A 23,533-nucleotide genomic window follows, 5' to 3' on the forward strand; every position below is an offset into this window, starting at 1 on the left:
CCGCCGGAATCCCCAGACGACTTGAATCCTTCTCGAGAAGTTACGCGTCATCGAACTGGTAGAGGCAACGGCTTCGACGGCCTCGATGCCGGGAGCCTTGTGACCTCATGCGGAACGGCCTTCGTCGAACAGGGAGCCAGACAGCCCCTAGCGATGATTCGCGGAAATCTTGCGGAGATGATCTCTTATCATCGCGCGAAACTCGCGCAATGTTCGAAACCCGATGTGCTGTGCAAGTCGGTGAACCGTCGTTTGAGAAACCTTGCAATTGCGCGCAATCACAGCGGCACTTTCGAATGCAATTATTTCCGGCCGTTCAATGACCTGCCTCGCAACTTGTTCGAGACTGTTTGGAAAGACGATCTGCCGTTTGGCGATCAGGTACTTCAGTTCCTGCAGAGTCGCAGGAGGGCGATGGTCTCTATCCTGTAGCATTGCGCTTCACTTTCCAAAGGCCGTCTTCCGGCAATTTCGGTGCGACCCGGATGCACATTGGAAGGCGGCACGTCACCCCCGGTGGCGATGCGACAGTGTGACAACATGGCCGCATCGCATCGAAGCTTGTTAATCGACCTGCACGGGCCTTCCTGTCTGCCAACTGACAGTGGCGGCCTCCGCCAGTTTCTGAGCCTGGAGGCCGTCGAGTCCGCCGGGCCTCGGTGAGCGGTTGCCGCTGTCGATCGCATCGATGAAAACATTGATCTCACTGGCGTAGGCCTGGGCGTAGCGTTCGAGGAAGAAATATTGGACGGGATCGCCGCTAACACCATGCGCATTGGAAAGCTCGACGCTGGTTGCGTGGATATTCCTCGCCGCAAGCATGCCGGCAGCTCCGTGGACTTCGATGCGCTGGTCGTAGCCATAAGTCGCCCGGCGCGAATTGGTGATGACGGCAATGCGCCCGGATGCCGTCTGCATCTGCACGGCGGCGGTATCCACATCGCCCTCGGCCCCGATCGCCTTGTCGACGAGCGAGGAGCCAAGTGCATTCACGACGATGAATTCCTCCCCGATGAGGAAGCGGGCCATGTCGAAGTCATGAATCATCATGTCGCGGAACAGACCGCCGGAGGATTTGACGTAATCGGCAGGCGGCGGCGCGGGATCCCGGCTGGTGATCGTCACGATTTCGATTTCGCCGATATCGCCGCGGCGCAGGCGCGCTTCCACACTGGCGAAATTCGGGTCAAACCGGCGATTGAAGCCGATCATCAAGGTCGACTTGTTCTTCTCGACGACGTCGAGGCAGGCATTGATGCGCTCGACCGACAGGGACACCGGTTTTTCGCAGAGGATTGCCTTGCCGGCCTTCGCGGCCGCTTCGATGAGATCGGCGTGGCTGGGGGTCGGTGTCGCAATCAGGATCGCATCGACGTTTGAGGACTTGATGACGTCCTCCGCATCGGCAACCTCGGCGCCCGTCTGCGCGGCAAGCGCCTCTGCCGATGCCTTGAAGGCATCCGCCACATAGACGAGCTTCGCCTTCGGGTTCGCCGCAATAGTCGCGGCATGCACCTTGCCTATCCGGCCGGCGCCGATCACTCCAAACCTGATCATTGATATTTCTCCATGATATGTAAGTGTTGACTATCGAAATCTTCAAACCGTGAAGGCGTCGCGGAAACGGGCAAGCGCCGTCTCATCGTCGCCGGAAGCCCAGGCCTCCATGCCGATCGTGCCGCGATAGCCCATATCCTTGAGCGCACCAGCAATTGCCTTGTAGTTGATCTCTCCGGTACCCGGCTCCATGCGCCCCGGAACATCCGCCACCTGGATTTCGCCGATATGAGGCAGAGCGCGCCGGCATAGCTCGATGAGGTTTCCTTCGCCGATCTGAGCGTGATAAAGGTCGAGATTGAGCTTCAGCGCCGGTCGGTTTACCGACGAAACGAGCGCAAGCGTATCTTCGGCCTTGGCAAACGGTGTCTTTGGGTGATCGACTGCCTCATTGAGGTTTTCGAGCACGAAGGTGACGCCCTCTTTGTCGCCGAGGTCGGCGATACGGCTAAGAGTATCGCGCGCCTTGAGCCACATGGCGCCCGTCACCTTGTCGGCCTTGACCACCGGCAGACCCTGGCCGTCGAGACCGGTCCCATGCAGGTTGAGGCGCGGGCAGTTGAGCTCTCTGGCGATCGGGATCGATTGCTTGGCCGTTCGCAGCAATTCGTCTGCGCCCGCGTCATCGGCGAGCGTACCGGTCACATAGCCGGTCATTGACGAGAAGACCGCTCCTGATCTTGCAAGGGCGGCGATGTCATGTCTCGTCCAATCCCAGATCTCGGCCTGAAAGCCGAGTTCGGTGATGCGCTTGAGCCTGTCGACGACCGGCAGCGACTTGAAGACCATCTCGGCACAGATGGCGAGCGTGAAGGGGGATGAGGCATTCGACGAGCCGTCGTACATGACCGTATTCCATGATTGATGATTGAGTGAAAGGCGGCGACGGCCCTTGAAAGCCAATCGAACGCCGCCTCGGAAGCAAGCCGGCTAGATCGTGCCGCCGAGTTCTTCGGACAATTGCTGCAGTTCCTTGCCGCCGGCCATGAGGTTCTGAAGCTCATCCATCGCGATATCAGCCTTGGCAAAAGTGCCAAGCGTCTGGCCGCGATTGAGGATGGTGAAACGGTCCGCCACCGCGTAAGCATGGCGAACATTGTGGGTGATGAAGATGACGCCCAATCCGTTTTGTCGGACCTGGTGGATGTATTTCAGCACCATCGAGGTTTGCGCCACGCCGAGCGCCGAAGTCGGCTCATCGAGAATGAGGATCTTGGCGCCGAAATAGACCGCACGCGCAATCGCAACGCATTGGCGTTCGCCCCCCGACAAGGTGCCCACTGCCTGATTGGGATCGCGGATATCGATGCCGATCTTGCGCATCTCTTCACGCGTGACGTCGTTGCAATGCGTAAGGTCCAGGTGACGGAAAGGGAAGAAGCCTTTGCGAGGCTCCCGGCCCATGAAGAAGTTACGGGTGATTGACATCAGCGGGATCATGGCAAGGTCCTGATAGACAGTCGCAATCCCCGCATCGAGCGCGTCGCGCGGACTGCGGAAATTGACCGGCTTGCCTTCGACCAGGAACGAACCTCCGCTTGGGCGGACGACGCCGGAGAGTGTCTTGATCAAGGTGGATTTGCCCGCGCCGTTGTCACCGAGGAGACAAAGTACTTCTCCGGCCGACACCTGCATCGACACGCCGTTGAGCGCAATCACGGAGCCGTAGTGCTTGATGATATCGGTCACTTCGATGATCGGCGTTCGATTGTTGATATCAGACATGATCAGCGCTCCCCGGTAACCTTGCGGCGGATGAAATTGTTGAAGAGAACGGCCAGCAGCAGCATCGAGCCCAGGAAGACCTGAAACCAGTCGGAATCGAATTTGGTGTAGGTCAGGCCGATAGAGACCGAGCCGAAGATGATCGCGCCGAAGAAGGCGCCAATCGCCGAACCATAGCCGCCGGTCAGCAAGCACCCACCAATGACGGCGGCAATGATCGCCTCGAACTCTTTCTGAAAGCCGCGTCTGGCGTCAGTCGAGCCAGCATCGAGCACGGTGATGATGGCAACCAGAGCTGCCGCGCATGCTGTCAGCGCAAAAAGGCCGGTCTTAACTCTGTGAACGGGCACGCCGGAGTTTCTAGCCGCATTGGGATCGCCACCGGCGGCAAAGATCCAGTTGCCCGTGCGGGTGCGCAGGAGGACCCAGGTCGCAGCCAGCGCAAGCGCGACAAACCACAATACGGAAACCGGGACGCCCGTGACCTTCGGCATGCCGTTGGGGAACTTGTCGATCAGATCGTGATCCGCGAGCCAGACAAATGCGCCCTTCAGCGCATCGCCGGAAAAAAAGCCAAGCAGCGGACTGTCTTTGACACGATCGCTGATGCCGCGAAGCTGCGTCGAACCGCCCGTCGCCCATTTCAGGCCGACGAGCGTCAGGCCACGGAGAATGAAAAGGAATGCCAGGGTCACGATGAAGGACGGAAGGCGCGTGCGAATGACGATCTGCCCATTGATCGCTCCCATGAACGCGGCGAAGAGCATCGTCACGACGATGGCAACCGAAAGCGGCTGGCCGAAATTCGTGAGGATGACGCCGAAGATCAGTCCGGCAAAGGCCACCATCGAGCCGATCGAGAGATCGAACTCTCCTCCGATCATCAGAAGCGCTGCTGCAATGGCAAGGATTCCCAATTGCGAGGCCGGCGCCATGATGGTCATCAGGCCGGAAAGCGAAAACATCGTCGAATCTGCGGTGAGAAAGAAAAAGACGATGACGAGAACAAGGCCTGCCACAGCACCAAGCTCTGGCCGCCGCATCATATGCGTCAGAAAACTCACTTGTTTGACGCGCTCATCGGTCTTCGGCGTAGCTGCCGTTCTCTGCTCAAGCGAAGCCATAACTCCTCCGACTGGATCGTGATTTAGGGTGGCGGGGCGCTGTTCGGCAGCGCGATCGGTCAGCCAAACCCCCTCCCCACTGGGAGGAGGAGAGTCTGGGAGAATGCCTTACGGCAATTGCGGTTAGCGAATGCCCTTGGCGGAAAGATCCACAACTTGGGCAGCCTTTTCCTTGGTGATAAGGTTCGGGCCGGATGGAACATTCCCTCCCGGGATAAGCCCGTATTTGGCGTAGTTGGCCAAAAATACGACCGGCAGATAGCCCTGCAGGAACTGCTGCTGATCGATCGCGAAAGCTGCCTTCCCATCGGCAACGGCCTTCAGGAAATCAGCTGAAAGGTCGAATGTCGCCACCTTGATCTTGCCGGTCATTCCGACATCCTCGACGGCAGCCAGGGACGGCTCGCCGGCCGTGCCGGCACCGAGCGCCATGACAGTGTCGACGGCAGTATTGGAACTCAGCGCCGCCTTGACCTTCGCGCGGACATCTGCCGGATCGTTGCTGACGGGCAGCACCGTGACCTTGCCGCCGAAACCGTCGGCAAAGCCCTTGCAGCGCAGATCGAGCGAAACATTGCCGACCTCCTGGTTCACGCACAGGCCTTCCTTGCCGCCCAACTCATGCAGCTTCGCGCCGGCGGCCTTGCCGGCGGTATATTCGTCCTGGCCAACATGGAGAAGTGCTCCCAGCTCCTTTGAAACGTCAGAACCGGAATTGATGGAGATAACCGGGATACCGGCGGCGACAGCCTTCTTGATGGATGGACCGAGTGCCGAGGCGTCTGGAATGGAGACGATAAGCCCATCGGGCTTCTGATTGACGGCAGCATCGATGAGCTGCCCCATAGACACCATGTCGAAGGTTTCCGGAGCGCGATAATCGACGCTGACACCCATGTCCTTCGCCGCTGCGTTGACGCCGTTCTTGACGACCGACCAGAACGGATCATTGGCTTGGCCGTGGGTGACGGCGACGATGCGAATGTCAGCCGCGTTGGCGATTGCCGAAGAGCACATGAGCACAGCAGCAACGGCCGCACTCGTGAGAAGCGATTTCACACAGAATTTCATTTGACCCTCCCAAAACACAGTCCGCTCCATGCGAACTTTAGAATGCTACCGGTTGCAACGCCGATTGCACCCGGTAGCAAGCTCGACAAAACTACTTTATTGTCGACAAAAATCAAGCATCCATTCCATTTTTATTTTTTTGTGGAATATTCATTCCATTCAAGAGGAGGCAGTCATGCGCAAACGGGCGACGGCGAAAGAGGTGGCGGAAGCCGCCGGCGTGTCGAAATGGACCGTCATCCGTGCGTTCACGCCAGGTGCGTCCATTGCGGACGCAAGCCGGCAAAAGGTGCTTCGGGCGGCGGAGACCCTGAACTATTCGCCCAACCTGCTTGCCCGAAGCCTCGCGACGAACACCACCCATCAGGTGGCCGTCTTCGTCGACGACTTCGCCAATCCGCATAAGCTTCCGGTTCTGGAGACGTTGACCGAGCGCCTGCAGGCGGAGGGTCTGCTGACAGTATTGATCAACATCAACCGCCATTTCGATCACGTTCACGCCTTGATCAATGCTGACCAACGACAATTCGATGCCGTGATCCTGTTCGGTACGGCCTTTCGCGAGGAAACGCTGGGTGATCGACGGCTTGGCCGAGGTTTCCCCCCGATGTTCGTTCTTGCGAGAGACAGCCAAATCCCCGGCGTTCCCGCGATTGCCTGCGATGCAGAAATCGCTCTCAGCGAGATCGTCGATTACCTGTTCGACAAGGGCTATCGCCGTCCCGGCTTCATGACCGGGGCGAGAACCCTGTCGACGGCGCTCGGCAGGCGTCATCACTATGCAAATTTTTGGCGACGAAAAGGTGTCGAAGGCGTTGCAGAATTGGCCGCGGAACGATACAGCGCCCGGGCCGGCGCCGAAGCGGCACGCACTTATCTGAACGCAACTTCGCCCGCATCGCGCATCGATGTTTTGATGTGTGAAAATGATATTTTGGCGCTGGGAGCGATGGACGTTGCCCGCAGAGAGTTCGGTCTTGGGGTTCCGCAAGACTTGGCAGTCGTCGGCTTCGACAATATCGAACTCGGCGGGGCTCCTGCCTACGAACTAACCAGCTACGAACAGCCCACCGACGAGATGATCAACGCCATGGTCGCAATGATAACGGGCAAGCGCGATGCCGAAATGGTTGTCATGCGGGGACGGCTTGTGCCGAGGTCATCGGCATGACGTGTCTCAAGGATCTTCCCAGGAGCACCTCGCGTCGCACTTCTGACCACGATCGAATGATGGTCATCCCGCTGTTGATGGGAATTGAACCGCAAATCCTGTGCTATGGTGGCCCTTGGGACGATCACCGATGAATCTCATGCTGACAAGATTCGTCTTGGGCTATTACGAACTTGAGATCCATGTCTCCCCAGATCCAATTCGGATTGGAATTGACTATTCGCCGCGCAGATCCGTACTCGACGGCAAAGCTGCGCTGCACTTTTCTCACTTTGAGAAGCTTGGATGTCCGCGGTGATGTTTCGGCGACGTTTTCAGCATCGCAACAAGCCCTGCAGATAACCACTATTGCGCTGCCGGTCTAAGCCCTTGCTCGGCCAGCGGCGCGAGGCCTTAGGCTCGAAATCAACATCTGTGCACGCTCAGTCAAAACCAATTGCAGACGTAGACACGACGGCTCCGCTGCTTTCGGCCATGATGTTCCTCTAGGTGAGAGGAGACATCATGCGCTTCAAGAACAAGACCGCCTTGATTACGGGCGGGGGAACGGGAATCGGTGCGGCGGTTGCGCGCCGGATTCGGTTGGAGGGTGGCAACGTTGCGCTTGTGGGACGGCGTCCGGACCCACTTCACGCCGTTGCCGAAGAGATCGGAGCCGCGGTCGTTGTCGCCGATGCAGCTGACGGCACCAGCATGAAGGCTGCCGTCCTTACCGTCGCAGAGCAGTTCGGCGGACTGGATATTCTCGTGGCCAATGCCGGGGGCCACGGTGTCGGCCCAACGGTCAGCATGTCGGACGAGACTTGGGATCTGGCCATCAGGCTCAATCTCAACACGGCCTTCGTCAGCGCGCGCGAGACGTTGCCGCATCTGATCGAGAGCAAGGGCAATATCGTCGTGCTTGCCTCGATCGCGGGACTTTTTGCCGGTCCGGATGCCGCAGGCTACGTCACCATGAAACACGGCTGTATCGGCCTGGCAAAGTCGCTGGCTCGGGACTATGGCCGTCTTGGCGTGAGGACCAACACCGTTTGCCCCGGCTGGGTGATGACGGCGATGGCCGACGAGCAGATGGAATTCATCATGGAAAAATTCAAGCTGAAGAGCATCGAGGACGCTTATGCCCTGGTGACGAAGGACGTGCCGCTTGGCCGTGCCGCAAGGCCTGAAGATGTCGCCAATGCCGTCTGCTTCTTGGCCTCGGCGGAAGCCACGATGGTCAACGGCGCCATCCTGACCGTCGACGGCGGAGCCGGGACCGTCGATCTGCCCACACTCGCATTCACCTGAGGAGGAGACAATAATGAACCAGAATCCGAAAGACTGGAAAACCTACGATCAGTTCGCATATGGGATCGACGCGAACCGTCTGCCGGCGACGAATGCCCTTTCCGGCTCATCCCACACGATCGTCTTTGACGATGCTCGCAAGCTTCAACTCACCTTCCACGATAACAATTTGCAATGGTCGGACGGCGATGACAGCGCAACCGACAAGGTCGAAGTCATCGAGGTCGCGCCCGACACCTTCTTCGTCGAAATCATTTTCGCGGGTCGACCCAAAGAAGCCGAGACCTTGATCCTGAACGTTTCCAGCCGACGCGTTCTGTCGATCTACTCGATCGTGCGCGAAAAGGAGCAATCCATCGGAGAGCCGCAGGTGGCGCAGATTTTCCGACCCGGTATTCTCGAAGGCGGCGCAGTCAGCGGACCGGTGCCGACCGAAAGCCGCGACCTGATCGGGCTGAGGGCGCATTTCACCTATAGCCCGAACCACGTCTACGAACATACCTATCTCTCGTCGCAACGCTATGCGTGGCAATGCCTTGTCGGCGTGCAACGGGGGCACGGTGACGTCGACCTGACGACCACCTATAAGTTCGACGAGGACCAGTACATCTTCACCTTCCGGGAATTCAAGATCGCTGTCGCCTCGACATTCTTCTACAATTTCAAGGATATGCGTTCGACCGGCAAGTTCCTCGGCATCACCGGCGATGGCCGTATCCAGAACAGCCCGGCTGGCGCCTTCATCCGCAAGGCGTCGATGACCTACTATCTCCCCGGGCAGGAACCCGTCTGAAAGGCAGAACGATGCGCACAGCCTATGAGATTGTGAAAGCACACTACGACGCCAACGCGCGCCGGGATATGGACGGCATGCTTGCCGACATCGCCGCCGATTGCCGATGGACCGAAATGGATGGCTTTCCCTGTGCCGGCACCTATGTCGGTCCGCAAGAGGTTTTCAAAAACGTCTTCTTCGCACTCGGAGAAGCCTTCGACGGCTACACGTTCGCCCTGGATCGGCTGCTGGATGCCGGCAGCGATGTGATCGGAATCGGTGATTATTCCGGGACTTACAGACAGACCGGCAAGTCCTTCAAGGCGCGTGTCGTTCACGTCTGGAGCGTTGCAGGCGGCAAGATCCGGGGCTTCGAACAATTCACCGACACGCTGCGTGTGGCGGACGCAATGCGATAAACGCGTGGCGGCCTGGCGAATTCACGCCGGGCCGCCCTTTCGCCAATCGGAGGGCGAAAGCGCATAGCGGCCGCGAAACGCCCGGGAGAAATGCGCGCTCGAAGAAAACCCGAGCCCAAAGGCAATCTCCGATATTTCCCCCGGGCGGCATGTAGCGTCCCGTAGTCGGGACGCGGCTCTTTCCAGTCGCAGGCTCCAGATATAGTCGGCCGGCGTCGTGCCCTCGACTTCGAACGCGCGATAGACATAGCGTACGGAGCAACCCATGCGGCGCGCGATCATGGCGACGTCGAGATCGGGCCGAGAAATGTGGTCCGAGACGAAGTCCTTCATACGCCTTCGCAGCAGGTCGAGGGAATGGGCGCTTGATCGTTCCCGTTGCGGATCGACGCCGATCATGGTGCGAACCAGTTCGATCATCGTCTGGCCGAGACTGGCGCGTGCGGTATCGTCCAACTCGCTGATCTCCCGGATTGTCGAATCCATCAGCGAAAGCAGGATGCGCTGCATCCCCGCATGTTCGGGCATGGCGACAAATGGCTCCATCAGCCGGTTGACCGCTTGAACTGGAAGCGCGCCACGCGGCAATTGCAGGAGAAGCAGGCGGACAGCCGTTCTGTTGGTCAGCACATAGGGACGGCTTGGATCATACATGATGCTCGCGCCGGCGCCGACTGGAACGCTACGGCCATTTTGGTTGAGGGACGAAAAGCCATGTGTCTGGATGACCAGTTTGATGGCATCGGGAGAGTCCGAGCCGAGGGTCACGCGCTCGCCAAAAACCGTGTGCGGATCGGCTTCCAGCAGCGTCAGGCGGCAGGCACCGAGCATTGCCGACAACAGCTGGCTTTGATCTTCGTCACCCGATTGAAAATCGAGCCGCACATTGCCGAACAAGCTGCGGGCAACGCTCGGAAAATCCCTTCCCCCTGCAACTTTAACGGATGAGAAAACCGGTTCCATGCTGTCTTCCTCATGAGGTCAGGTAGCCGCCGTCGACCGGCAGGCAGACGCCGGTTATGTAGCGTGCGGCCGCAGACGACAGGAAGACGATCGCGTCGGCGACTTCCGCCGCCTCGCCCCATCGTCCCGCCGGTATGCGGTTTCTGATCGGCGCCGAAACGACTTCATCGGCAAACAATGCCCGGCTCAGCGGCGTTACGATCCAGCCCGGCGCGACGGCGTTGACGCGGATATTCTCCGCCGCAAATTCCTGCGCCAGCGACTTTGTCAGTTGTACGATCGCTCCCTTGCTGGCCGAATAACCTGGCCGATCGGCCGCGCCGAACGTCGAATACATCGACGCAATGTTGATGATGGACGAACCGGATTTCATCCGGCTGCGGCCCAGGCGACAACAATCCATGACGGATGTCAGGTTGATGGCGATGACCTCATCGAATGTCTCTTTCTTCCATTCGTCACGATCGCGGCTGATCCCGGTGCAGTTTACAAGGACATCGATCCGATCGAGGGTCGCAAAGAAATCGGCAAGAGCGTCGGGCTGAAGGACGTTGATTTCCCGGCTCTCGATCCGCTCGCTGCGCGGCCCGCTGGAGGCACCAAGGCCGCAGCAGACGACCCGGGCGCCGAGCTCGGCAAAACGATGAGCCGTCGCAGCCCCGATGCCCGATGTTCCGCCGGGAATGACGACCGTGCGGTCGGCAAAAAGATCGTTGGCAAAGGTCATCGTCTCTCCTTGAGATCAGCTGGCGAGATAGGCGCCATGCAGGATTTTGGGATTGGCCTTCAACGTTTCGGAGGCACCGTCATAGACCAGCCGGCCGCGCTCCATGACCATCGCGTGGTCGGCAAGATCGAGAGCAAGATTGGCGAACTGTTCGATCAGGAGCACACCGATGCCGTTTCGGGCCGCAATCTTCAGCGCTTCCGCCAGCCGTTTCACCACAGTCGGCGCCAGCCCAAGCGAAAGCTCGTCGACCACCATGAAGCCTGGTTTGGCGATGAATGCCTGTGCCATCGCGACCATCTGCTTCTGCCCCCCTGAGAGATCGGAAGCCAGCTGGCGTTTGCGCTGGGCAAGTTCCGGAAATATCTCATAGGCCCTTTCGAGCCCCTCGCGGCGACCGGATGGTGACCCGTCGAGGGCGGCAACGAGGATGTTGTCTTCCACCGAGAGCTGGCCGAGCACCCGATGCCCCTCCGGCACCAGCGCCAGGCCGGCCCGGCGGATGCGATCGGGCGAAAGCCCGTTGAGTGACATCGCATCGAGCCGTATCGCGCCGCCAGCGACTGGCAGGACGCCAGCAAGCGCCATGACCGTGCTGGATTTGCCTGCGCCGTTGGCACCCAGCAATGCCGTGATTTCTCCACTCCGTATTGCAAAGGAGACATCGTGAATGACCCGTTTGCCACCGCGCTCGACGACGAGGTTTTGGACGGCCACGGATGAGATCGCCACCATCTCAGAATTCCCCCAGATAGGCGCGGCGGACGTTCGGGTCGGCAAGCACCGCTTCCGTCGGCCCCAGCGCCAGCAGCTTTCCATAGTCAAGCACCATCGTTTCGCTGCACATGGCGCGAATGAGCTCGACGTCATGATCGATCACCAATACTTGCGCCCCGACTTCGGTGGGGATGCGCAATACGAGTTCGCGAAACATGCCTCCCTCCTCGTCGGTCAAGCCTGCTGCGGGCTCATCGAGCAGAATGAGTTTGGGATTGCCGATCACGCATTTGCCGAGTTCGACCAAACGGCGCTGGAACAGATTGAGCGACTGGCCCAGCTTATCGGCCACGGTGCGAAGGCCGACAAAAGCAAGTGCGGCATCGACGGCCGCCGCACGGTGAAGTGGTGCGACCACGTGATCTGCGATTGCGGTGAGATTGCCCGACACCGACAGGTCCTCGACCACCTGCTCGGTCTGGAATGACCGGCGGAGGCCGGCGCGGACGCGCTGCAGCGGGGCAAGATCCAGCAGTTGATCGCCATTCAGTGCGATGCTGCCTTGAGCCGGCCTGACAAAACCGGAGAGAACATTCAGCAGGGTTGTCTTCCCCGCACCGTTCGGGCCAATCAGGCCGGCGATCGGCGCAGCGAGTGTCGCAGTTAGTTCATTGATCGGCCTGACGCCGCCGAACTGGACGACGAGATTGTCGATGGCGATCATCGCGCCCTCTCCTTTGCCGAACGGAATTGCAGCCGGGTGACCAGCGAGGCGATCTGCCCGGCAATGCCGGATGGTGCCGTCGCCAATGCCTGGAACAGCGCAACGCCGAAAATCCCGATGGTCACATATCCGTCGATGCCGAGATCGGTCAGCAGCGCCGGCACCGCCCGCAACAGCAGCCCGGCAATCAGCGCTCCGTACCAGTTGTAGACTCCGCCGACGATTGCCAGCGCGAAGAGGTTCAAGCTCTCGAAGGCGCCAAAGGCGCGACCGTCGAGCTGGCCGACGTTTCCGGCCAGCAGTGCACCGGCGACACCAGCGAGGAAGCCGCTGAGCGCAAATGCCCATGCCTTATAGGTCAGCACATTGACACCGCTGGCAATGGCGACCGTCTCGCCTTTGCGGATCAGAGCCCAGGCGCGGCCTGGTCGCCCCAGCTTGTGCCATTGCGCGATCAGCAGAGCGATCGTCGCGGCGAGGCAAACATAGAGAAAATAGGCGACCGCTCCCTCGGCAATTCCGGGCCGGGGAAGCATGGCGCGGCCCGAACCGTCGGCGCGGCCGAGAAAACCATCGCCACCGTCGGGAAAGCCCCAGGCGCTGATGATGATCTGAAACGCGCCCGCAAGCATCAGCGTGACAAGGGCAAGATAAAGCCCTCTCAGGCGCAACGCCGGCAAGCCGAAGGCAAGGCCGACCAAGGAAGCGATGATACCTCCCGCCAGAAGGCTGACTTCGAACGGCGGGTGAAAGGCGTGGCCGACACGAAGCGTTACCCAGCCGCCAACCCCGACGAGCGCAAATTGGCAAAGCGAGACGAGGCCGAGCTGCCCATAAAGGATTGCCAGCCCCGCCACCGAGAGCGACAGCGCTACCGCTGACGTTGCGGCCGACAGCCAGTAGGAATTGGCAAAACACATGACCACGGCGGCAAACAGAGCCATCGTCGCGGGAACCTGGAGAAGCTGTTTGGGAAACCGGGCCACCGGAACGCGCTCGGGCAATGCCTGTATGGTCTGCTGCGAAGTCATCATCGGTCCTTCAATACGGCCTTGGCCGTACTCCCCAAGATCGTGACCGCGACGAGCGCGATAATGAAAGGTGCGGCCGCGCGATAGGGTGATATCCAGGCGACCGGGGTGAGCGCAGCTTCGGCAATGCCGATCAGAAGCCCGGCGACGGCCGTTTGCCAAAGTGAGCGCAACTGGCCGAGAATTGCCGCCGCGATTGCTGGGATCACCAGCAAAGTCAGGAACGTGCCCTGGAGGCGGACGAGGTCGGCAAGCAGCAGGCCGGCGAAACCGGAAAAAATCCCGGTAATGACCCATGCCGCCGTCTCTGTGTAGAGAATGCGAACACCGAGGATTGCGCTCAGGTCGCGGTCGTTGGCCAGGGCTCGCATGTCGAGCCCAAGGCGCGTCCGATTGAGCAGCAGCGTGATCGCGCCGACCATGACGACGGCAAGCAGGATAGCGATGATGCGCGTGTACGTGAGGCGAACGCCGAAGAGAGAAACGAACATCTGATCGGTCGGAAACTGCAGGCGACGCGGCAGTTCACCCCAGATGATTCCCATCAGTGCGATCAGCACCAGGGCCGGCGCCAAGGTCCCGACGGCACGCACGACCGTATCGCGATGCGATAGCATAGGTGCAAAGAGCCGCCCGTAAAGAAAGCTGATGGCCGTGGACACGACGACGGCCGCCAGGATGGCAACGGAAAGCGGTATTTTCCATTCGAGAAGCTGCCAGGCGCAGTGCGCGCCGATAGCACCAAACGCGCCGAAGGCGAAGTTAAGGACCCCGGTTGCCCGAAAGAGGATGACAAGGCCGACGCCTGACAGGGCGTAGACGGCCCCAATTCCGAGACCCGATATCAGAAATGGTAAAAAGGTCATGAGCGGATTCCGATGTGCGGCCGAAGAGACGGCGGGGGCAGCTATCCCGTGGCTCGGACCACGGGACGATGCGTGATGCCTCAATTTACGGAGCTATTCCGGCGCTCTTTTCAAAGGCGCGGATGTCGGCCAACTCCGGATCGGGCGATGGCGCGCAATCGGAGATCACCTTCCACTTGCCACCCTTGCTGACTGCCATGCGCGTCGTCGAATTTGCATTGTGGCGCGGCTGACCATCGCCGAAATACCAAGGCGCGCAGAAAATATCGCTGGCAAAGCCCTTGACCTGCCGGATGGCGGAACTGGTGCTTTCGCGCGTGATGTCCTTGGGATCAAGTGACATCAGTGCCTTCTCGGCAATCCGGGCGGCAAGATATCCGGCCTGGGCGAACGTGTCGCGCGGATCGGAAGGCTGGCCATATTTGTCCATGACGGCAAGCCAGTTCTGATTGTCGGGCGTCACGGCCTCGAGATCGTTGAACTCCATGTTGACATAGAAGTTTCCATCCCAGCCTGCGCCAATGGTCCCGGGCACCGAAAGGTCATAAGCCGATGCGGCACTCAGGAACTTGATGGTCTGGTTGAGCCCCTGTTCTTCGGCCGCAGTCAGAAGCGGGATTGTGACGCCCTTGGGAAGGGCGAGGATAATGACATCAGGCTTGGAAGCCGCCGCCTGCAGGATGATCGAGGTCGAATCGGCCGTACCGGGATCCATCAGGATCGTTTCCGCCATAAAGCCTTTTTCCTTGGCCAGAGACTTAATGCCGTCGCAGGACCATGTCCCGACGTTCGGGATGTTCGGACCGATGCAAACCACCGACTTTGCCTTGAGCTGATCCAATGCGTAGCCCATGGCGCCCAGCGTGGAGACGCGCGGCCCGGCATTCGTCGCGGCGTAGTTCTCGGCAAAGAAGCACTCGCGAGGAACGCCGACGCCAGCGACGACGACAATGCCGGATTTCTTGTAGAAATCCGCGTTTGCGCCACATTCGACAAAGCTCGAATTGCCGACCATCAGCACCGCCTTCTCGTCGTTGACGAGCTTGGCGGCCAGCTGAGCGGCCGTCTCAGGATTCCACTGATCGTCTTCGACCAGATATTTGACCGGCCGCCCTTTGATGCCGCCATTGGCGTTCAAGCAGTCGAAATAGGCCTTGGCGGCCCTTGTCGAGTTCGAAAAATCGTCCGGACCGGTTTTGCCGGTGATCGCACCGATGACAATCGGATCACCGGTCGCGGCTTTGCCGGTATTGTCGCCGCAGGACGCAGCCGCATGAGCACTGAATGCCGAAAGCAGCATCAGGCCGAGGCCGACCACCAGCCCCCTCATATCTATTCTCATCGTTTCCTCCTCCAGTTTCCGTTATTGTCCGCACTCCCCGCGAACGTCTTCAATCGTGGAATCTCTGCCTCAGCCGGCGATCGCCTTGCCTGTCATGAACGCGGCGGCGCGGGCTGCAATCATCATCACCGGAGCGTTGGTGTTCCCCGATACCAGCGTCGGCATCACCGATGCGTCGCATACCCTCAGACCCTCGACGCCGCGCACCTTCAGATCGGCCCCGACGACCGCCATCGGATCGTCTGGCCGCCCCATGCGCGCCGTGCCCGCCGGATGGAAAACGGTCTTGGCGGTCTGCCGGATGTAGTCGCGCAATGCCGCCGGATCATTTTCGACCCCCGGTTTCGGCAGGACGCGTCGCTTGATAAGTTTCGCAAGCGCTGGTGCATCCAGAATGCGGATCGCTGTCTCGACACCGCGCACCAGCGTATCGAGGTCGGCCGGGTCCGAGAGGAGATTGGCGTTGAACTCCGCCTTGTCATTCGGGTCGGCGCTTCTGAGGCGAATGGTGCCGCGCGAGCGCGGCCTGAGGTAGCAGGGGCCGATGCTGAGACCATGACCGGGTTCGGGATCGCGGTCGACGAAACCCACAAGAACCGGCAGGACATGGAACTGAACATCCGGCTGGCCGATGCCGGCCGTATCCACGAAACCACCGCATTCGACCACGTTCGACGAAAGCAGGCCACGATGCGACAGCAGGTAGCGCGCCATGTGTCCGGCGGCGCGAATCCCGCTGTCATGCCCAAGGATGGAGATCGGCTCGTGGGTCTCGCCTTGAACCGGCGCTTCGAGATGATCCTGATAGTTTGCGCCGACGCCCGGCAGATCAGCCACCACATTGATGCCGTGAGAGCGGAGATGCTCGGCCTCGCCGATGCCCGAAAGCTGCAGGATCTTGGGTGTCGCGATCGCACCCGCCGTCAGCGCGATTTCCTTGGAAGCGGTGAATATGGTGCCGTCCTGCAGCGCCACACCCGTCGCGCGCCGACCCTCGAACAGAATGCGGGCGACCTTGCGTTCGGTCAGGATCGTGACGTTCGGCCTGATCTCCGCGTCACGCAGGAACGCCTGCGCGGAACTCCAACGACGCCCCCGGTAAGTCGTACTCTGATAGAACCCGACGCCTTCCTGGGCTGCGCCGTTGAAGTCCGGATTATACGGAATGCCGACTTGCGTGGCTGCCTGAATGAAGGCTTCGCTTAGTGGATGGCGGTGACGGGGGTTCGAGACGTGCAGGCCACCGTTGCGGCCATGAAATTCGCCATTGAGGCTTTCATTGTTCTCGAGCGATCGGAAAGCCGGCAGCACATCTTCGTAGGACCAGCCGTGACACCCCATCTGCGACCAGGTATCGTAGTCGTTCCTGTGGCCACGGATGTAGATCATCGCATTGACGGAACTGCCGCCGCCAAGCACGTTTCCTTGCGGGGTAATGCAAGGGCGGCCATTGAGACCTTTCTCCGGCTCGGATGCATAGGGGTGAATGTCGACCCCTTTGCCGAGAACCTTGAAGAAGGTGGCTGGAATATGGATCCAGGGGTCGGCGTCACGCCGGCCGGATTCGATCAGCAGAACCTTGTTCGCCGGGTTCTCGGAGAGCCTGTTTGCCAGCACGCAGCCCGACGATCCGCCGCCGACGATAATGTAGTCGAAGTTGGTCATGGCTCAGCTCAAAACCGTCTGGATGGTGGTAAATTCCTTCAGCCCTTCGGCGCCGAACTCGACACCCATGCCCGATTGCTTGACGCCGCCAAAGGGCGCGTTCGGCTGGATCGTGCCGTGCTTGTTGATCCATACCGAGCCGCATTCGAGCTGCATTGCGTAGCGCTTGGCTTTTTCGGCGTCTGCCGACCAGACCGAGCCGCCAAGCCCGGCGGGATTGGTGTTGGCGCGAGCGATGACCTCATCGATATCGGAGTAACGAATGATCGGCAGTGCCGGCCCGAACTGCTCTTCGTCGACGAGACGCACACCATGGTCGACGTCGGCAACAAGCGTGATCGGATAGAAATAGCCCGGCCGGTCGATCGGCGTGCCGCCGGCGAGAATTCGGCCGCCATTGGCGCGCGCATCATCGACAAGTTCGCGAACTTTGTTGAACTGCATTTCGTTCTGGACCGGGCCAAGAATGCTGGTTTCGTCAAGGCCGTCGCCGATCACGATCCTGCCGGCATAGTCGGCAAGCCGTGCGCAGACGTCTTCATAAATGCTGTCGTGCACATAAAGGCGCTTCAGCGCTGCGCAGGTCTGGCCGTTGTTGATGAAGGCTCCCCAGAACAGGCCCTCGGCGATCTGCGCGGGGTCGGCATCGGGAAGAACTATACCGGCATCATTGCCGCCAAGCTCGAGCGTCAGGCGTTTCAACGTCGCGACAGCCGAAGCCATGACCTTCTTGCCGGTCTCGGTCGAGCCTGTGAAGGTCATCTTGGCGATGCCGTCATGGGCGGAAAGTGCTGCACCAATGCTGTTTTCGCCGGTGATGACATTGACGACGCCGGGCGGCAGCACTTCGTTCATGATCTCGACAAGACGGATCGTCGAAAGTGGTGTCAGCGGCGAGGGCTTGATGATGACCGTATTGCCGGCTCGCACCGCTGGCACGATATGCCAGCAAGCGATCATCACCGGCCAGTTCCAGGGTGTGATCGAACCGACGACGCCAATGGGTTTACGATGCAATTCGACGCGGCCCTCATTGTCGTCCTGCAGGATCTCAACCGGCAGATTCAGTTCGGCGGTGTGGCGTGTCCAGGCAAGCGCGCCACCGATTTCGAACCGGGAACCGAGACCATTGAGAGGCTTGCCCTGCTCCAGCGTCAAAAGCCGCGCGAGCTCCTCGCCATTGGCTGCGATCTTTTCGGCAATGGCGCGGCAGGCGGCCTGGCGCTCTTCTTCCGGCGCCTGGCTCCAAGTGCGAAAGGCGGCTGAGGCGGCGGCAACGGCAAGGTCGAGATCCGCCGCCGTCGCCAGCGGCATCTGACCGACGATTTCGCCGGTCGATGGGTTGCGAATGTCGGCATAGGTTGCGGTCTCGATGCGTGCTCCGCCGATGAACAGACTGTACTGCTTCACGATTGGCTCCTCCCTGAGCTTTGGAAGGAGTATGACGGGGCAGAAGAAAGCCGTCTTGGGCAGGAGCGCGCCGCGACTTGGTTTCAAACGCAACAGGCCGTCGGCTCATCAAGTATTCAAACCGCACTATTGTGCGGTTGATGTCACCGGCCTGAGCAGATCGGTCGGCGCGCAGTCGAACAGATCCTTGAAGCTGCGATTGAAATAGGAAATATCATTGAAGCCGGCCGAATAGGCGACTTCCGCGATCGTCCTTGGGCTTCTTTGATCTTTGATCTGCGCAATCTTTTCACGCACGAGGCGCAACCGCTTGTCACGGATGACCGTGGTGCAGGTCATGCCGATACCTTGAAAATCCTGTTGCAGCGTGCGGATGGATACGCCGATCCGTGTCGCCAGCCACTTGGCGCTGAGATCGCTCTCGGTCAGGTGTCGGTCGATCAGTATGTCGACCATTTCCAGCCGCCGCGAAGCGCTGTCGTTGAGAGCGGACATGGCGTCGCCGTTTGAGACGAAGGCCTGTCGCGTCGCATTGAACATCAGGTGCCGCAGATTGGCAGACGCGGCATCCGATGCCGAATTGGACATGATCTTCGCCACCAGCGCACGCAGCATCATCGCCATCGGGTCAAAGGCCTCGAGTTTGCGGGCGATGTCGAAATCGATCGGGCTTTCGGCATACATGATCTGGCGTGGCAAATGCAGCGACAGATGATTGCTGAACTGTCCACCGAAATGGAATGTCGTGGGCCGGGTCGAGTCGACGAGAATGCAATCACCGACATCCAGGACTGCCTGGAGGCCGACGTGCTCGAGACCACAGGACCCTTCGAGCTGCATGATGAGAAAAAGGTGTTCGTTGGCGTCTCGGCGAATGTCATCCCAATCTCGATGGACGCGATCGAGATCATTGGAAACATGGGCGAACTCCATACCGCAGACATCGATACGCCGCGCTGCCCCCGTTACGGGCTTGCCGCTCTCCATTGCTTTCGGATTGAAGTTGCCGCAGATCGATTGGAGATCACTGGTCCATTGATCATAGGGAACGGTTGCCCATGCGTGTTGCATCAGGGCCTGATTGTTCAAGAGCTCCAACTCTGCCTCCCAACAGTGTCAGTCAACGACATTTCCGTCTCGCGCGACTCTCCCACAAGCGCAAAAAGGCGGCAACACCTGAGACCGGTAAACTGAAAGAGTGTCGAAGATCGATCGCCCTGTCAATATATTTCACATGTTAACTAGAATCCGTCATCCCGACTCTTCTCGCCAGCTATGTTTTGCCGCCGCCATTCACTGGGCGGCATACCGGTGCGCGCGCGGAAAAAGCGCGAAAAATAAGCGGCATCCTTCAAGCCCACCTCGTAGGCTATGTTCTCGAGCGATCGGATGGTGAAGAGCAACAGCCGCTTGGCCTCGAGCAGGCGGCGCGCGGCGATCATGTCCCTGACGCCCTGGCCGAATGCCATGTGCCCTGCCTTGGCAAGAAGATGCGGCGTGGTGCCGAGGGTCGAAACGTAGCGCGCGACTGGCCAGTTCTCACGAAAATGCCGGTCGATCAGCCGTCGAAGCTCGCCAGCAAGCAGGCGTTGTGGCGATTGCGCCAGCATCGGGGCGTCTGACGCCAAGCGTCCGATCTGGGTCAGTACGGCGGCGGTCAGCGGTGGGATAATCTTGTCGGCCTGCCCTCTTCCCTCGGCATATTCTTCCAGGATCAATCGCATGGTGCACCCCAGCCTCTCCCAGAGCGCCTCCGCGCCCCGCCCCGTCACCATCACCGGACGATCCAGCGGCAGGATCGTCTGACCCGCGATCGATGGCAGCAGACTGTCGGCGATCGACACGACGATCGCGTCGGAGACGAGCGGATCGACGTTGAAACCATGGACCACGCCGCTCGGCACGAAACTAACGGCGGGCGCCAAAAAGTCCAAACGTTGGTCTTCTATGAAATAGGACCCGCTACCACTGGTCCAGAAAGTGACCTGCATCATCCGGTCATGTTTGTGGGCTCGAACTTGGCCGGAATGGAGATTTACTCGGGCCATCACTGTTTCCACATGAAGAAAACCGATCTCCAAAGGACGATCCGGTTCGCCGTAAACAAAGAAACTTGGGACGATATCGTTCATGCCGGCCACCAAGAAAAGTACAAGTGATTTCTCTATTCTGTCCATGGTGGAGGTCGGACGCAAGGACTAGCTTTGACTGACATCATAAGAGGAGACGATGAGAGCAGAAGAGTTCCGGGCCGATACAAAGCGGCCTTTCACCGGCGAAGAATATCTCGCCAGCCTACGCGACGGCCGCGAGGTCTATATTAATGGCGATCGCGTCAAGGACGTGACGGCGCATCCGTCCATGCGCAATTCCGTCCGATCGCTTGCAAGGCTCTACGATGCACTGCATGCTGAGAAGACGAGGGATCGCCTGACATCGCCCACCGACACCGGTTCTGGAGGCTACACCCACAAATATTTCCGTGTCGCAAAGTCCTCCGCCGATCTCGTCGCTCAACAGGGCGCGATCGCCGATTGGGCCCGCATGTCCTACGGATGGATGGGCCGCACCGCCGACTACAAAGCAGCATTGATGAATACGCTGGGCGCCAATGCCGACTGGTATGGTCCCTTCAAAGACAATGCACTCGCCTGGCACAAGCGCGCCCAGGAAGCTGCTCTCTTCATGAACCACGCGATCGTCAACCCACCGATCGACCGCCACAAGCCGGCGGATGCCGTAAAGGACGTATTCGTTCATATCACTAAGGAAACCGACGCCGGCATCTACGTCTCGGGTGCGAAGGTGGTGGCGACGTCCTCTGCTTTGACGCACTACAATTTCCTGGCACAGAGCTCGGCGACGGTTACGGAAGATCCGTCTCTGTCGGTGATGTTCATCGTCCCGATGAATGCGCCCGGCATCAAGATGTTCTGCCGCGTTTCCTATGAGGAAACCGCAAACCGTGTCGGCACGCCGTTCGACTACCCGCTCTCTTCCCGCTTCGATGAGAACGATGCCATCCTCGTTCTGGACAATGTCTTCATCCCCTGGGAGGACGTGCTGGTGCTGCGCGATGCGCCGAAGATCCTGTCCTTTCATCCCGCTTCCGGCTTCATGCACGGCTACTGCTTCCAGGGCTGCACGCGTTTCGCCGTCAAACTTGATTTCCTGGCAGGCCTGCTCGCCAAGGCTTTGCGAGCAACTGGCGGTGATGCCTTCCGCGGCAATCAGGCCGCACTCGGTGAAGTCATTGCGTTGCGCCACATGTTCTGGAGCTTCTCCAACGCCATGGCCTACAATCCGATCCCCTGGGCGAACGGCGCAGTACTGCCCAATCTGGAAGCGGCCCTTGCCTACCGCACCTTCATGTCGGAAGCCTATCCCCGCGTCATCGAGACGGTCCGCAAGGTCGTTGCCTCGGGATTGATCTATTTGCCGTCCTCGGCCAAGGATTTCGGCAATCCGGAGATCGACCGCTATCTCGGCCAGTATGTGCGCGGCTCCAACGACATGGGCCATATCGAACGCATTAAGATCATGAAGCTGTTGTGGGACGCAACCGGAACCGAGTTCGGCGGACGGCATGCGCTCTACGAATTGAACTATGCCGGAGCGCCGGAAGAAGTCCGGCTTCAGGTGCTGAAGGGGGCCGAGCGTGGCGGACGGTTGCGCGAAATGGAGGCCCTGGTTGACACCTGCATGAGCGACTACGACGAAAACGGCTGGACCGGCGATACCTGGCTGCCGCCGATCGGTGCCGCAGACCCGTTCAAGTCGGCCGCGGAATAGGAGGCGACCATGGAGGAAGCCTTTTCCAAAACCGAGTTCCGCAACGCCATGGCGCGCGTTTGCGCGCCGGTCAACGTCATCACCACCAATGGTCCCGCCGGTCGCGGCGGGTTCACCGCCACGGCCATGTGCAGCGTCACGGATGAGCCGCCGACGCTGCTCGTCTGCATGAATAGCCGATCCGCCCAAACTGCACTGTTTCTGGAAAACCACCGGTTCTGCGTGAACGTATTAAGTCACGACCACAGAGAGCTAGCCGGGAAATTCGCCGGAGCAACCGCCGATATGGAGGCGCGTTACGCCTCTGCGGATTGGGTCGCAATGCCTTCAGGTACGGATGCTCTCGCGGATGCGATCGTCTCATTTGATTGCGAGCTGTCCGAGGCAAGACTTGTCGGCAGCCATCACATTTTCATCGGGCGGATCGCCGGCATCCGATCCCGCCCCGATGGCAATGCGTTACTGTATTTTGACCGGAATTACGTTCATGTCCCGACGCAAATTGGCAGCTTCGGAGGTTGAACAAGCGGGCTGTCTGCAGCCTTGCTTTATCAAGGCATGGGAGACATCCAACTATTTGTGCAGCATCGCCAATTCGTCGAGCATATCCAGTAGCGTATCGATCCGTTCCCGACCAAACCGCTGCTCCAGCGCCGTGTAAATCATACGGCTGTCTGGGCTGACTTCATTGATCACTTTCAGCCCGGCGGCCGTGATCTCAAGAAGGATTCGACGACCGTCTTCAGTATCCTTTGTCTTGGTGATGAAGCCGCGTTCCTCCAGGGATCGGATGATCCGCGTCAGGCTCGGGGCAAGGATGAAGGCCCGCTCCGACATCTCCGAGGCATCCAACGTTCCGGCTTCGGCCAGAATGCGGATCACCCGCCATTGCTGTTCGGTCACGTCATGCAGCGCCAACATCGGACGGAAATGCCCCATGACCGCCTCACGCGCCCGAAGCAGCGCAATCGGCAGCGAGCGGCGAGTGTCGCGCGGGAGAAGAGCGTCCTGCACTATGCCGTTCGTCTTAGGGGGTTGTCTCGTCATAAGGGTTCTATGGATCATATTTTTGCGACACGCAACGAGCCGAGTGCCCATCATCGTTGACAAGGCCGTAAATATTGTTAACATGTTAAATATATAAGTCACTGTGGCGCGGGAGGA

At 59.7% G+C, this 23,533-nt stretch carries 24 protein-coding genes and 1 pseudogene; 6 read left to right on the top strand and 19 right to left on the bottom strand.

Annotated features, from left to right (window positions below; all coding sequences use genetic code 11):
• Window positions 1–147 precede the first annotated feature (147 nt).
• From N2600_RS32820 to N2600_RS32845, 6 genes are all read right to left on the bottom strand, one after another.
• On the bottom strand, window positions 148–435 hold the full coding sequence (locus N2600_RS32820) for a MurR/RpiR family transcriptional regulator (protein ID WP_017968727.1): 288 nt from the start codon (window positions 433–435) through the stop codon (window positions 148–150).
• A 129-nt stretch (window positions 436–564) separates the two neighbouring features.
• Window positions 565–1,557: an inositol 2-dehydrogenase gene (gene iolG, locus N2600_RS32825; RefSeq protein WP_260112052.1), complete on the bottom strand. Its 993-nt coding sequence runs from the start codon at window positions 1,555–1,557 to the stop codon at window positions 565–567.
• A 42-nt stretch (window positions 1,558–1,599) separates the two neighbouring features.
• Window positions 1,600–2,403 (bottom strand): TIM barrel protein, encoded by an 804-nt coding sequence (locus tag N2600_RS32830; RefSeq protein ID WP_170260110.1) that lies wholly within the window; start codon window positions 2,401–2,403, stop codon window positions 1,600–1,602.
• An 84-nt stretch (window positions 2,404–2,487) separates the two neighbouring features.
• Entirely contained in the window at window positions 2,488–3,282 is a 795-nt protein-coding gene (locus tag N2600_RS32835; RefSeq protein WP_017968730.1) for an ATP-binding cassette domain-containing protein, read from the bottom strand.
• Window positions 3,283–3,284: 2 nt separating this feature from the next.
• On the bottom strand, window positions 3,285–4,406 hold the full coding sequence (locus N2600_RS32840) for an ABC transporter permease (RefSeq protein ID WP_260299727.1): 1,122 nt from the start codon (window positions 4,404–4,406) through the stop codon (window positions 3,285–3,287).
• A 123-nt stretch (window positions 4,407–4,529) separates the two neighbouring features.
• Window positions 4,530–5,477 carry a sugar ABC transporter substrate-binding protein gene (locus N2600_RS32845; protein WP_260299728.1) on the bottom strand — a complete coding sequence of 316 codons (948 nt, stop codon included), beginning with the start codon at window positions 5,475–5,477 and terminating at the stop codon, window positions 4,530–4,532.
• Window positions 5,478–5,652: 175 nt separating this feature from the next.
• Between N2600_RS32845 and N2600_RS32850 the strand changes: the two genes are divergently transcribed.
• On the top strand, window positions 5,653–6,648 hold the full coding sequence (locus N2600_RS32850) for a LacI family DNA-binding transcriptional regulator (protein WP_170260151.1): 996 nt from the start codon (window positions 5,653–5,655) through the stop codon (window positions 6,646–6,648).
• A 154-nt stretch (window positions 6,649–6,802) separates the two neighbouring features.
• On the opposite strand, the pseudogene N2600_RS32855 reads toward N2600_RS32850, so the two are convergent.
• Window positions 6,803–6,919 (bottom strand): annotated as a pseudogene (locus N2600_RS32855) (transcriptional regulator); the annotation flags it as partial.
• Between the two features lie 233 nt (window positions 6,920–7,152).
• Between N2600_RS32855 and N2600_RS32860 the strand changes: the two are divergent.
• The 3 genes from N2600_RS32860 to N2600_RS32870 are packed head-to-tail and all read left to right on the top strand — an operon-like array spanning window position 7,153 to window position 9,132.
• Complete coding sequence (locus tag N2600_RS32860; RefSeq protein ID WP_260112053.1) at window positions 7,153–7,938, top strand: SDR family NAD(P)-dependent oxidoreductase; 786 nt, start codon at window positions 7,153–7,155, stop codon at window positions 7,936–7,938.
• A gap of 13 nt (window positions 7,939–7,951) precedes the next feature.
• Window positions 7,952–8,731, top strand: a complete 780-nt coding sequence (locus tag N2600_RS32865) for a molybdenum cofactor biosynthesis F family protein (RefSeq protein ID WP_260112054.1) — start codon at window positions 7,952–7,954, stop codon at window positions 8,729–8,731.
• A gap of 11 nt (window positions 8,732–8,742) precedes the next feature.
• Entirely contained in the window at window positions 8,743–9,132 is a 390-nt protein-coding gene (locus N2600_RS32870) for a nuclear transport factor 2 family protein (protein WP_260112055.1), read from the top strand.
• 21 nt (window positions 9,133–9,153) lie between these two features.
• Here the strand turns inward: N2600_RS32870 and N2600_RS32875 are convergent, their stop codons facing one another.
• The 11 genes from N2600_RS32875 to N2600_RS32925 all read right to left on the bottom strand — a co-directional run bounded on the left by N2600_RS32875 (window position 9,154) and on the right by N2600_RS32925 (window position 20,754).
• The gene (locus N2600_RS32875; RefSeq protein WP_260112056.1) at window positions 9,154–10,095 is read right to left on the bottom strand and encodes a helix-turn-helix domain-containing protein; all 942 of its coding nucleotides are present in this window, start codon (window positions 10,093–10,095) and stop codon (window positions 9,154–9,156) included.
• Window positions 10,096–10,105: 10 nt separating this feature from the next.
• Window positions 10,106–10,822 carry an SDR family NAD(P)-dependent oxidoreductase gene (locus tag N2600_RS32880; protein ID WP_170255330.1) on the bottom strand — a complete coding sequence of 239 codons (717 nt, stop codon included), beginning with the start codon at window positions 10,820–10,822 and terminating at the stop codon, window positions 10,106–10,108.
• A 15-nt stretch (window positions 10,823–10,837) separates the two neighbouring features.
• Window positions 10,838–11,557, bottom strand: coding sequence for an ABC transporter ATP-binding protein (locus tag N2600_RS32885; protein ID WP_170260116.1), 720 nt, complete (start codon window positions 11,555–11,557; stop codon window positions 10,838–10,840).
• 1 nt (window position 11,558) lies between these two features.
• Entirely contained in the window at window positions 11,559–12,263 is a 705-nt protein-coding gene (locus tag N2600_RS32890) for an ABC transporter ATP-binding protein (RefSeq protein WP_222293753.1), read from the bottom strand.
• Window positions 12,260–13,297, bottom strand: coding sequence for a branched-chain amino acid ABC transporter permease (locus N2600_RS32895; protein WP_170260118.1), 1,038 nt, complete (start codon window positions 13,295–13,297; stop codon window positions 12,260–12,262). The genes N2600_RS32890 and N2600_RS32895 overlap by 4 nt, the downstream gene beginning before the upstream one ends.
• Window positions 13,294–14,160, bottom strand: a complete 867-nt coding sequence (locus tag N2600_RS32900; RefSeq protein ID WP_170260119.1) for a branched-chain amino acid ABC transporter permease — start codon at window positions 14,158–14,160, stop codon at window positions 13,294–13,296. Before N2600_RS32900 ends, N2600_RS32895 begins: the two co-directional genes overlap by 4 nt.
• A gap of 85 nt (window positions 14,161–14,245) precedes the next feature.
• A complete protein-coding gene (locus N2600_RS32905) occupies window positions 14,246–15,502 on the bottom strand; it encodes an ABC transporter substrate-binding protein (RefSeq protein WP_170260120.1) in 1,257 nt (418 codons plus the stop codon).
• 69 nt (window positions 15,503–15,571) lie between these two features.
• The gene (locus N2600_RS32910) at window positions 15,572–17,167 is read right to left on the bottom strand and encodes a GMC family oxidoreductase (protein WP_170260121.1); all 1,596 of its coding nucleotides are present in this window, start codon (window positions 17,165–17,167) and stop codon (window positions 15,572–15,574) included.
• Window positions 17,168–17,170: 3 nt separating this feature from the next.
• Window positions 17,171–18,577, bottom strand: coding sequence for an aldehyde dehydrogenase family protein (locus tag N2600_RS32915; protein WP_222384905.1), 1,407 nt, complete (start codon window positions 18,575–18,577; stop codon window positions 17,171–17,173).
• Between the two features lie 126 nt (window positions 18,578–18,703).
• On the bottom strand, window positions 18,704–19,648 hold the full coding sequence (locus tag N2600_RS32920; protein ID WP_407766912.1) for a helix-turn-helix domain-containing protein: 945 nt from the start codon (window positions 19,646–19,648) through the stop codon (window positions 18,704–18,706).
• A 170-nt stretch (window positions 19,649–19,818) separates the two neighbouring features.
• Window positions 19,819–20,754 (bottom strand): AraC family transcriptional regulator, encoded by a 936-nt coding sequence (locus N2600_RS32925; protein ID WP_260299729.1) that lies wholly within the window; start codon window positions 20,752–20,754, stop codon window positions 19,819–19,821.
• A gap of 52 nt (window positions 20,755–20,806) precedes the next feature.
• Here N2600_RS32925 and N2600_RS32930 point away from each other — a divergent pair, with 52 nt between their 5' ends.
• Together N2600_RS32930 and N2600_RS32935 are read left to right on the top strand one after the other, a co-directional pair.
• A complete protein-coding gene (locus tag N2600_RS32930; RefSeq protein ID WP_222384907.1) occupies window positions 20,807–22,369 on the top strand; it encodes a 4-hydroxyphenylacetate 3-hydroxylase family protein in 1,563 nt (520 codons plus the stop codon).
• Between the two features lie 9 nt (window positions 22,370–22,378).
• Complete coding sequence (locus tag N2600_RS32935) at window positions 22,379–22,891, top strand: flavin reductase (RefSeq protein WP_003550320.1); 513 nt, start codon at window positions 22,379–22,381, stop codon at window positions 22,889–22,891.
• Window positions 22,892–22,942: 51 nt separating this feature from the next.
• Here N2600_RS32935 and hpaR read toward each other — a convergent pair whose 3' ends face one another.
• Window positions 22,943–23,434 carry a homoprotocatechuate degradation operon regulator HpaR gene (gene hpaR / locus N2600_RS32940; protein WP_407766908.1) on the bottom strand — a complete coding sequence of 164 codons (492 nt, stop codon included), beginning with the start codon at window positions 23,432–23,434 and terminating at the stop codon, window positions 22,943–22,945.
• Between the last annotated feature and the right edge of the window lie 99 nt (window positions 23,435–23,533).

The sequence above is a fragment of the Rhizobium sp. WSM1274 genome (assembly GCF_025200775.1).
Taxonomy (GTDB): Bacteria; Pseudomonadota; Alphaproteobacteria; order Rhizobiales; family Rhizobiaceae; genus Rhizobium; species Rhizobium leguminosarum_I.

Bases quoted from the DNA above. Each gene is read 5' to 3' on its own strand.
- N2600_RS32835 (WP_017968730.1), bottom strand. From the start codon at position 3,282: ATGTCTGATATCAACAATCGAACGCCGATCATCGAAGTGACCGATATC.
- N2600_RS32920 (WP_407766912.1), bottom strand. From the start codon at position 19,648: ATGCAACACGCATGGGCAACCGTTCCCTATGATCAATGGACCAGTGAT.
- N2600_RS32885 (WP_170260116.1), bottom strand. From the start codon at position 11,557: ATGGTGGCGATCTCATCCGTGGCCGTCCAAAACCTCGTCGTCGAGCGC.
- N2600_RS32890 (WP_222293753.1), bottom strand. From the start codon at position 12,263: ATGATCGCCATCGACAATCTCGTCGTCCAGTTCGGCGGCGTCAGGCCG.
- N2600_RS32905 (WP_170260120.1), bottom strand. From the start codon at position 15,502: ATGAGAATAGATATGAGGGGGCTGGTGGTCGGCCTCGGCCTGATGCTG.
- N2600_RS32850 (WP_170260151.1), top strand. From the start codon at position 5,653: ATGCGCAAACGGGCGACGGCGAAAGAGGTGGCGGAAGCCGCCGGCGTG.
- N2600_RS32875 (WP_260112056.1), bottom strand. From the start codon at position 10,095: ATGGAACCGGTTTTCTCATCCGTTAAAGTTGCAGGGGGAAGGGATTTT.
- N2600_RS32820 (WP_017968727.1), bottom strand. From the start codon at position 435: ATGCTACAGGATAGAGACCATCGCCCTCCTGCGACTCTGCAGGAACTG.
- N2600_RS32880 (WP_170255330.1), bottom strand. From the start codon at position 10,822: ATGACCTTTGCCAACGATCTTTTTGCCGACCGCACGGTCGTCATTCCC.
- N2600_RS32925 (WP_260299729.1), bottom strand. From the start codon at position 20,754: ATGGACAGAATAGAGAAATCACTTGTACTTTTCTTGGTGGCCGGCATG.
- N2600_RS32930 (WP_222384907.1), top strand. From the start codon at position 20,807: ATGAGAGCAGAAGAGTTCCGGGCCGATACAAAGCGGCCTTTCACCGGC.
- hpaR (WP_407766908.1), bottom strand. From the start codon at position 23,434: ATGATCCATAGAACCCTTATGACGAGACAACCCCCTAAGACGAACGGC.
- iolG (WP_260112052.1), bottom strand. From the start codon at position 1,557: ATGATCAGGTTTGGAGTGATCGGCGCCGGCCGGATAGGCAAGGTGCAT.
- N2600_RS32845 (WP_260299728.1), bottom strand. From the start codon at position 5,477: ATGAAATTCTGTGTGAAATCGCTTCTCACGAGTGCGGCCGTTGCTGCT.
- N2600_RS32865 (WP_260112054.1), top strand. From the start codon at position 7,952: ATGAACCAGAATCCGAAAGACTGGAAAACCTACGATCAGTTCGCATAT.
- N2600_RS32840 (WP_260299727.1), bottom strand. From the start codon at position 4,406: ATGGCTTCGCTTGAGCAGAGAACGGCAGCTACGCCGAAGACCGATGAG.
- N2600_RS32870 (WP_260112055.1), top strand. From the start codon at position 8,743: ATGCGCACAGCCTATGAGATTGTGAAAGCACACTACGACGCCAACGCG.
- N2600_RS32900 (WP_170260119.1), bottom strand. From the start codon at position 14,160: ATGACCTTTTTACCATTTCTGATATCGGGTCTCGGAATTGGGGCCGTC.
- N2600_RS32895 (WP_170260118.1), bottom strand. From the start codon at position 13,297: ATGATGACTTCGCAGCAGACCATACAGGCATTGCCCGAGCGCGTTCCG.
- N2600_RS32935 (WP_003550320.1), top strand. From the start codon at position 22,379: ATGGAGGAAGCCTTTTCCAAAACCGAGTTCCGCAACGCCATGGCGCGC.
- N2600_RS32860 (WP_260112053.1), top strand. From the start codon at position 7,153: ATGCGCTTCAAGAACAAGACCGCCTTGATTACGGGCGGGGGAACGGGA.
- N2600_RS32830 (WP_170260110.1), bottom strand. From the start codon at position 2,403: ATGTACGACGGCTCGTCGAATGCCTCATCCCCCTTCACGCTCGCCATC.
- N2600_RS32910 (WP_170260121.1), bottom strand. From the start codon at position 17,167: ATGACCAACTTCGACTACATTATCGTCGGCGGCGGATCGTCGGGCTGC.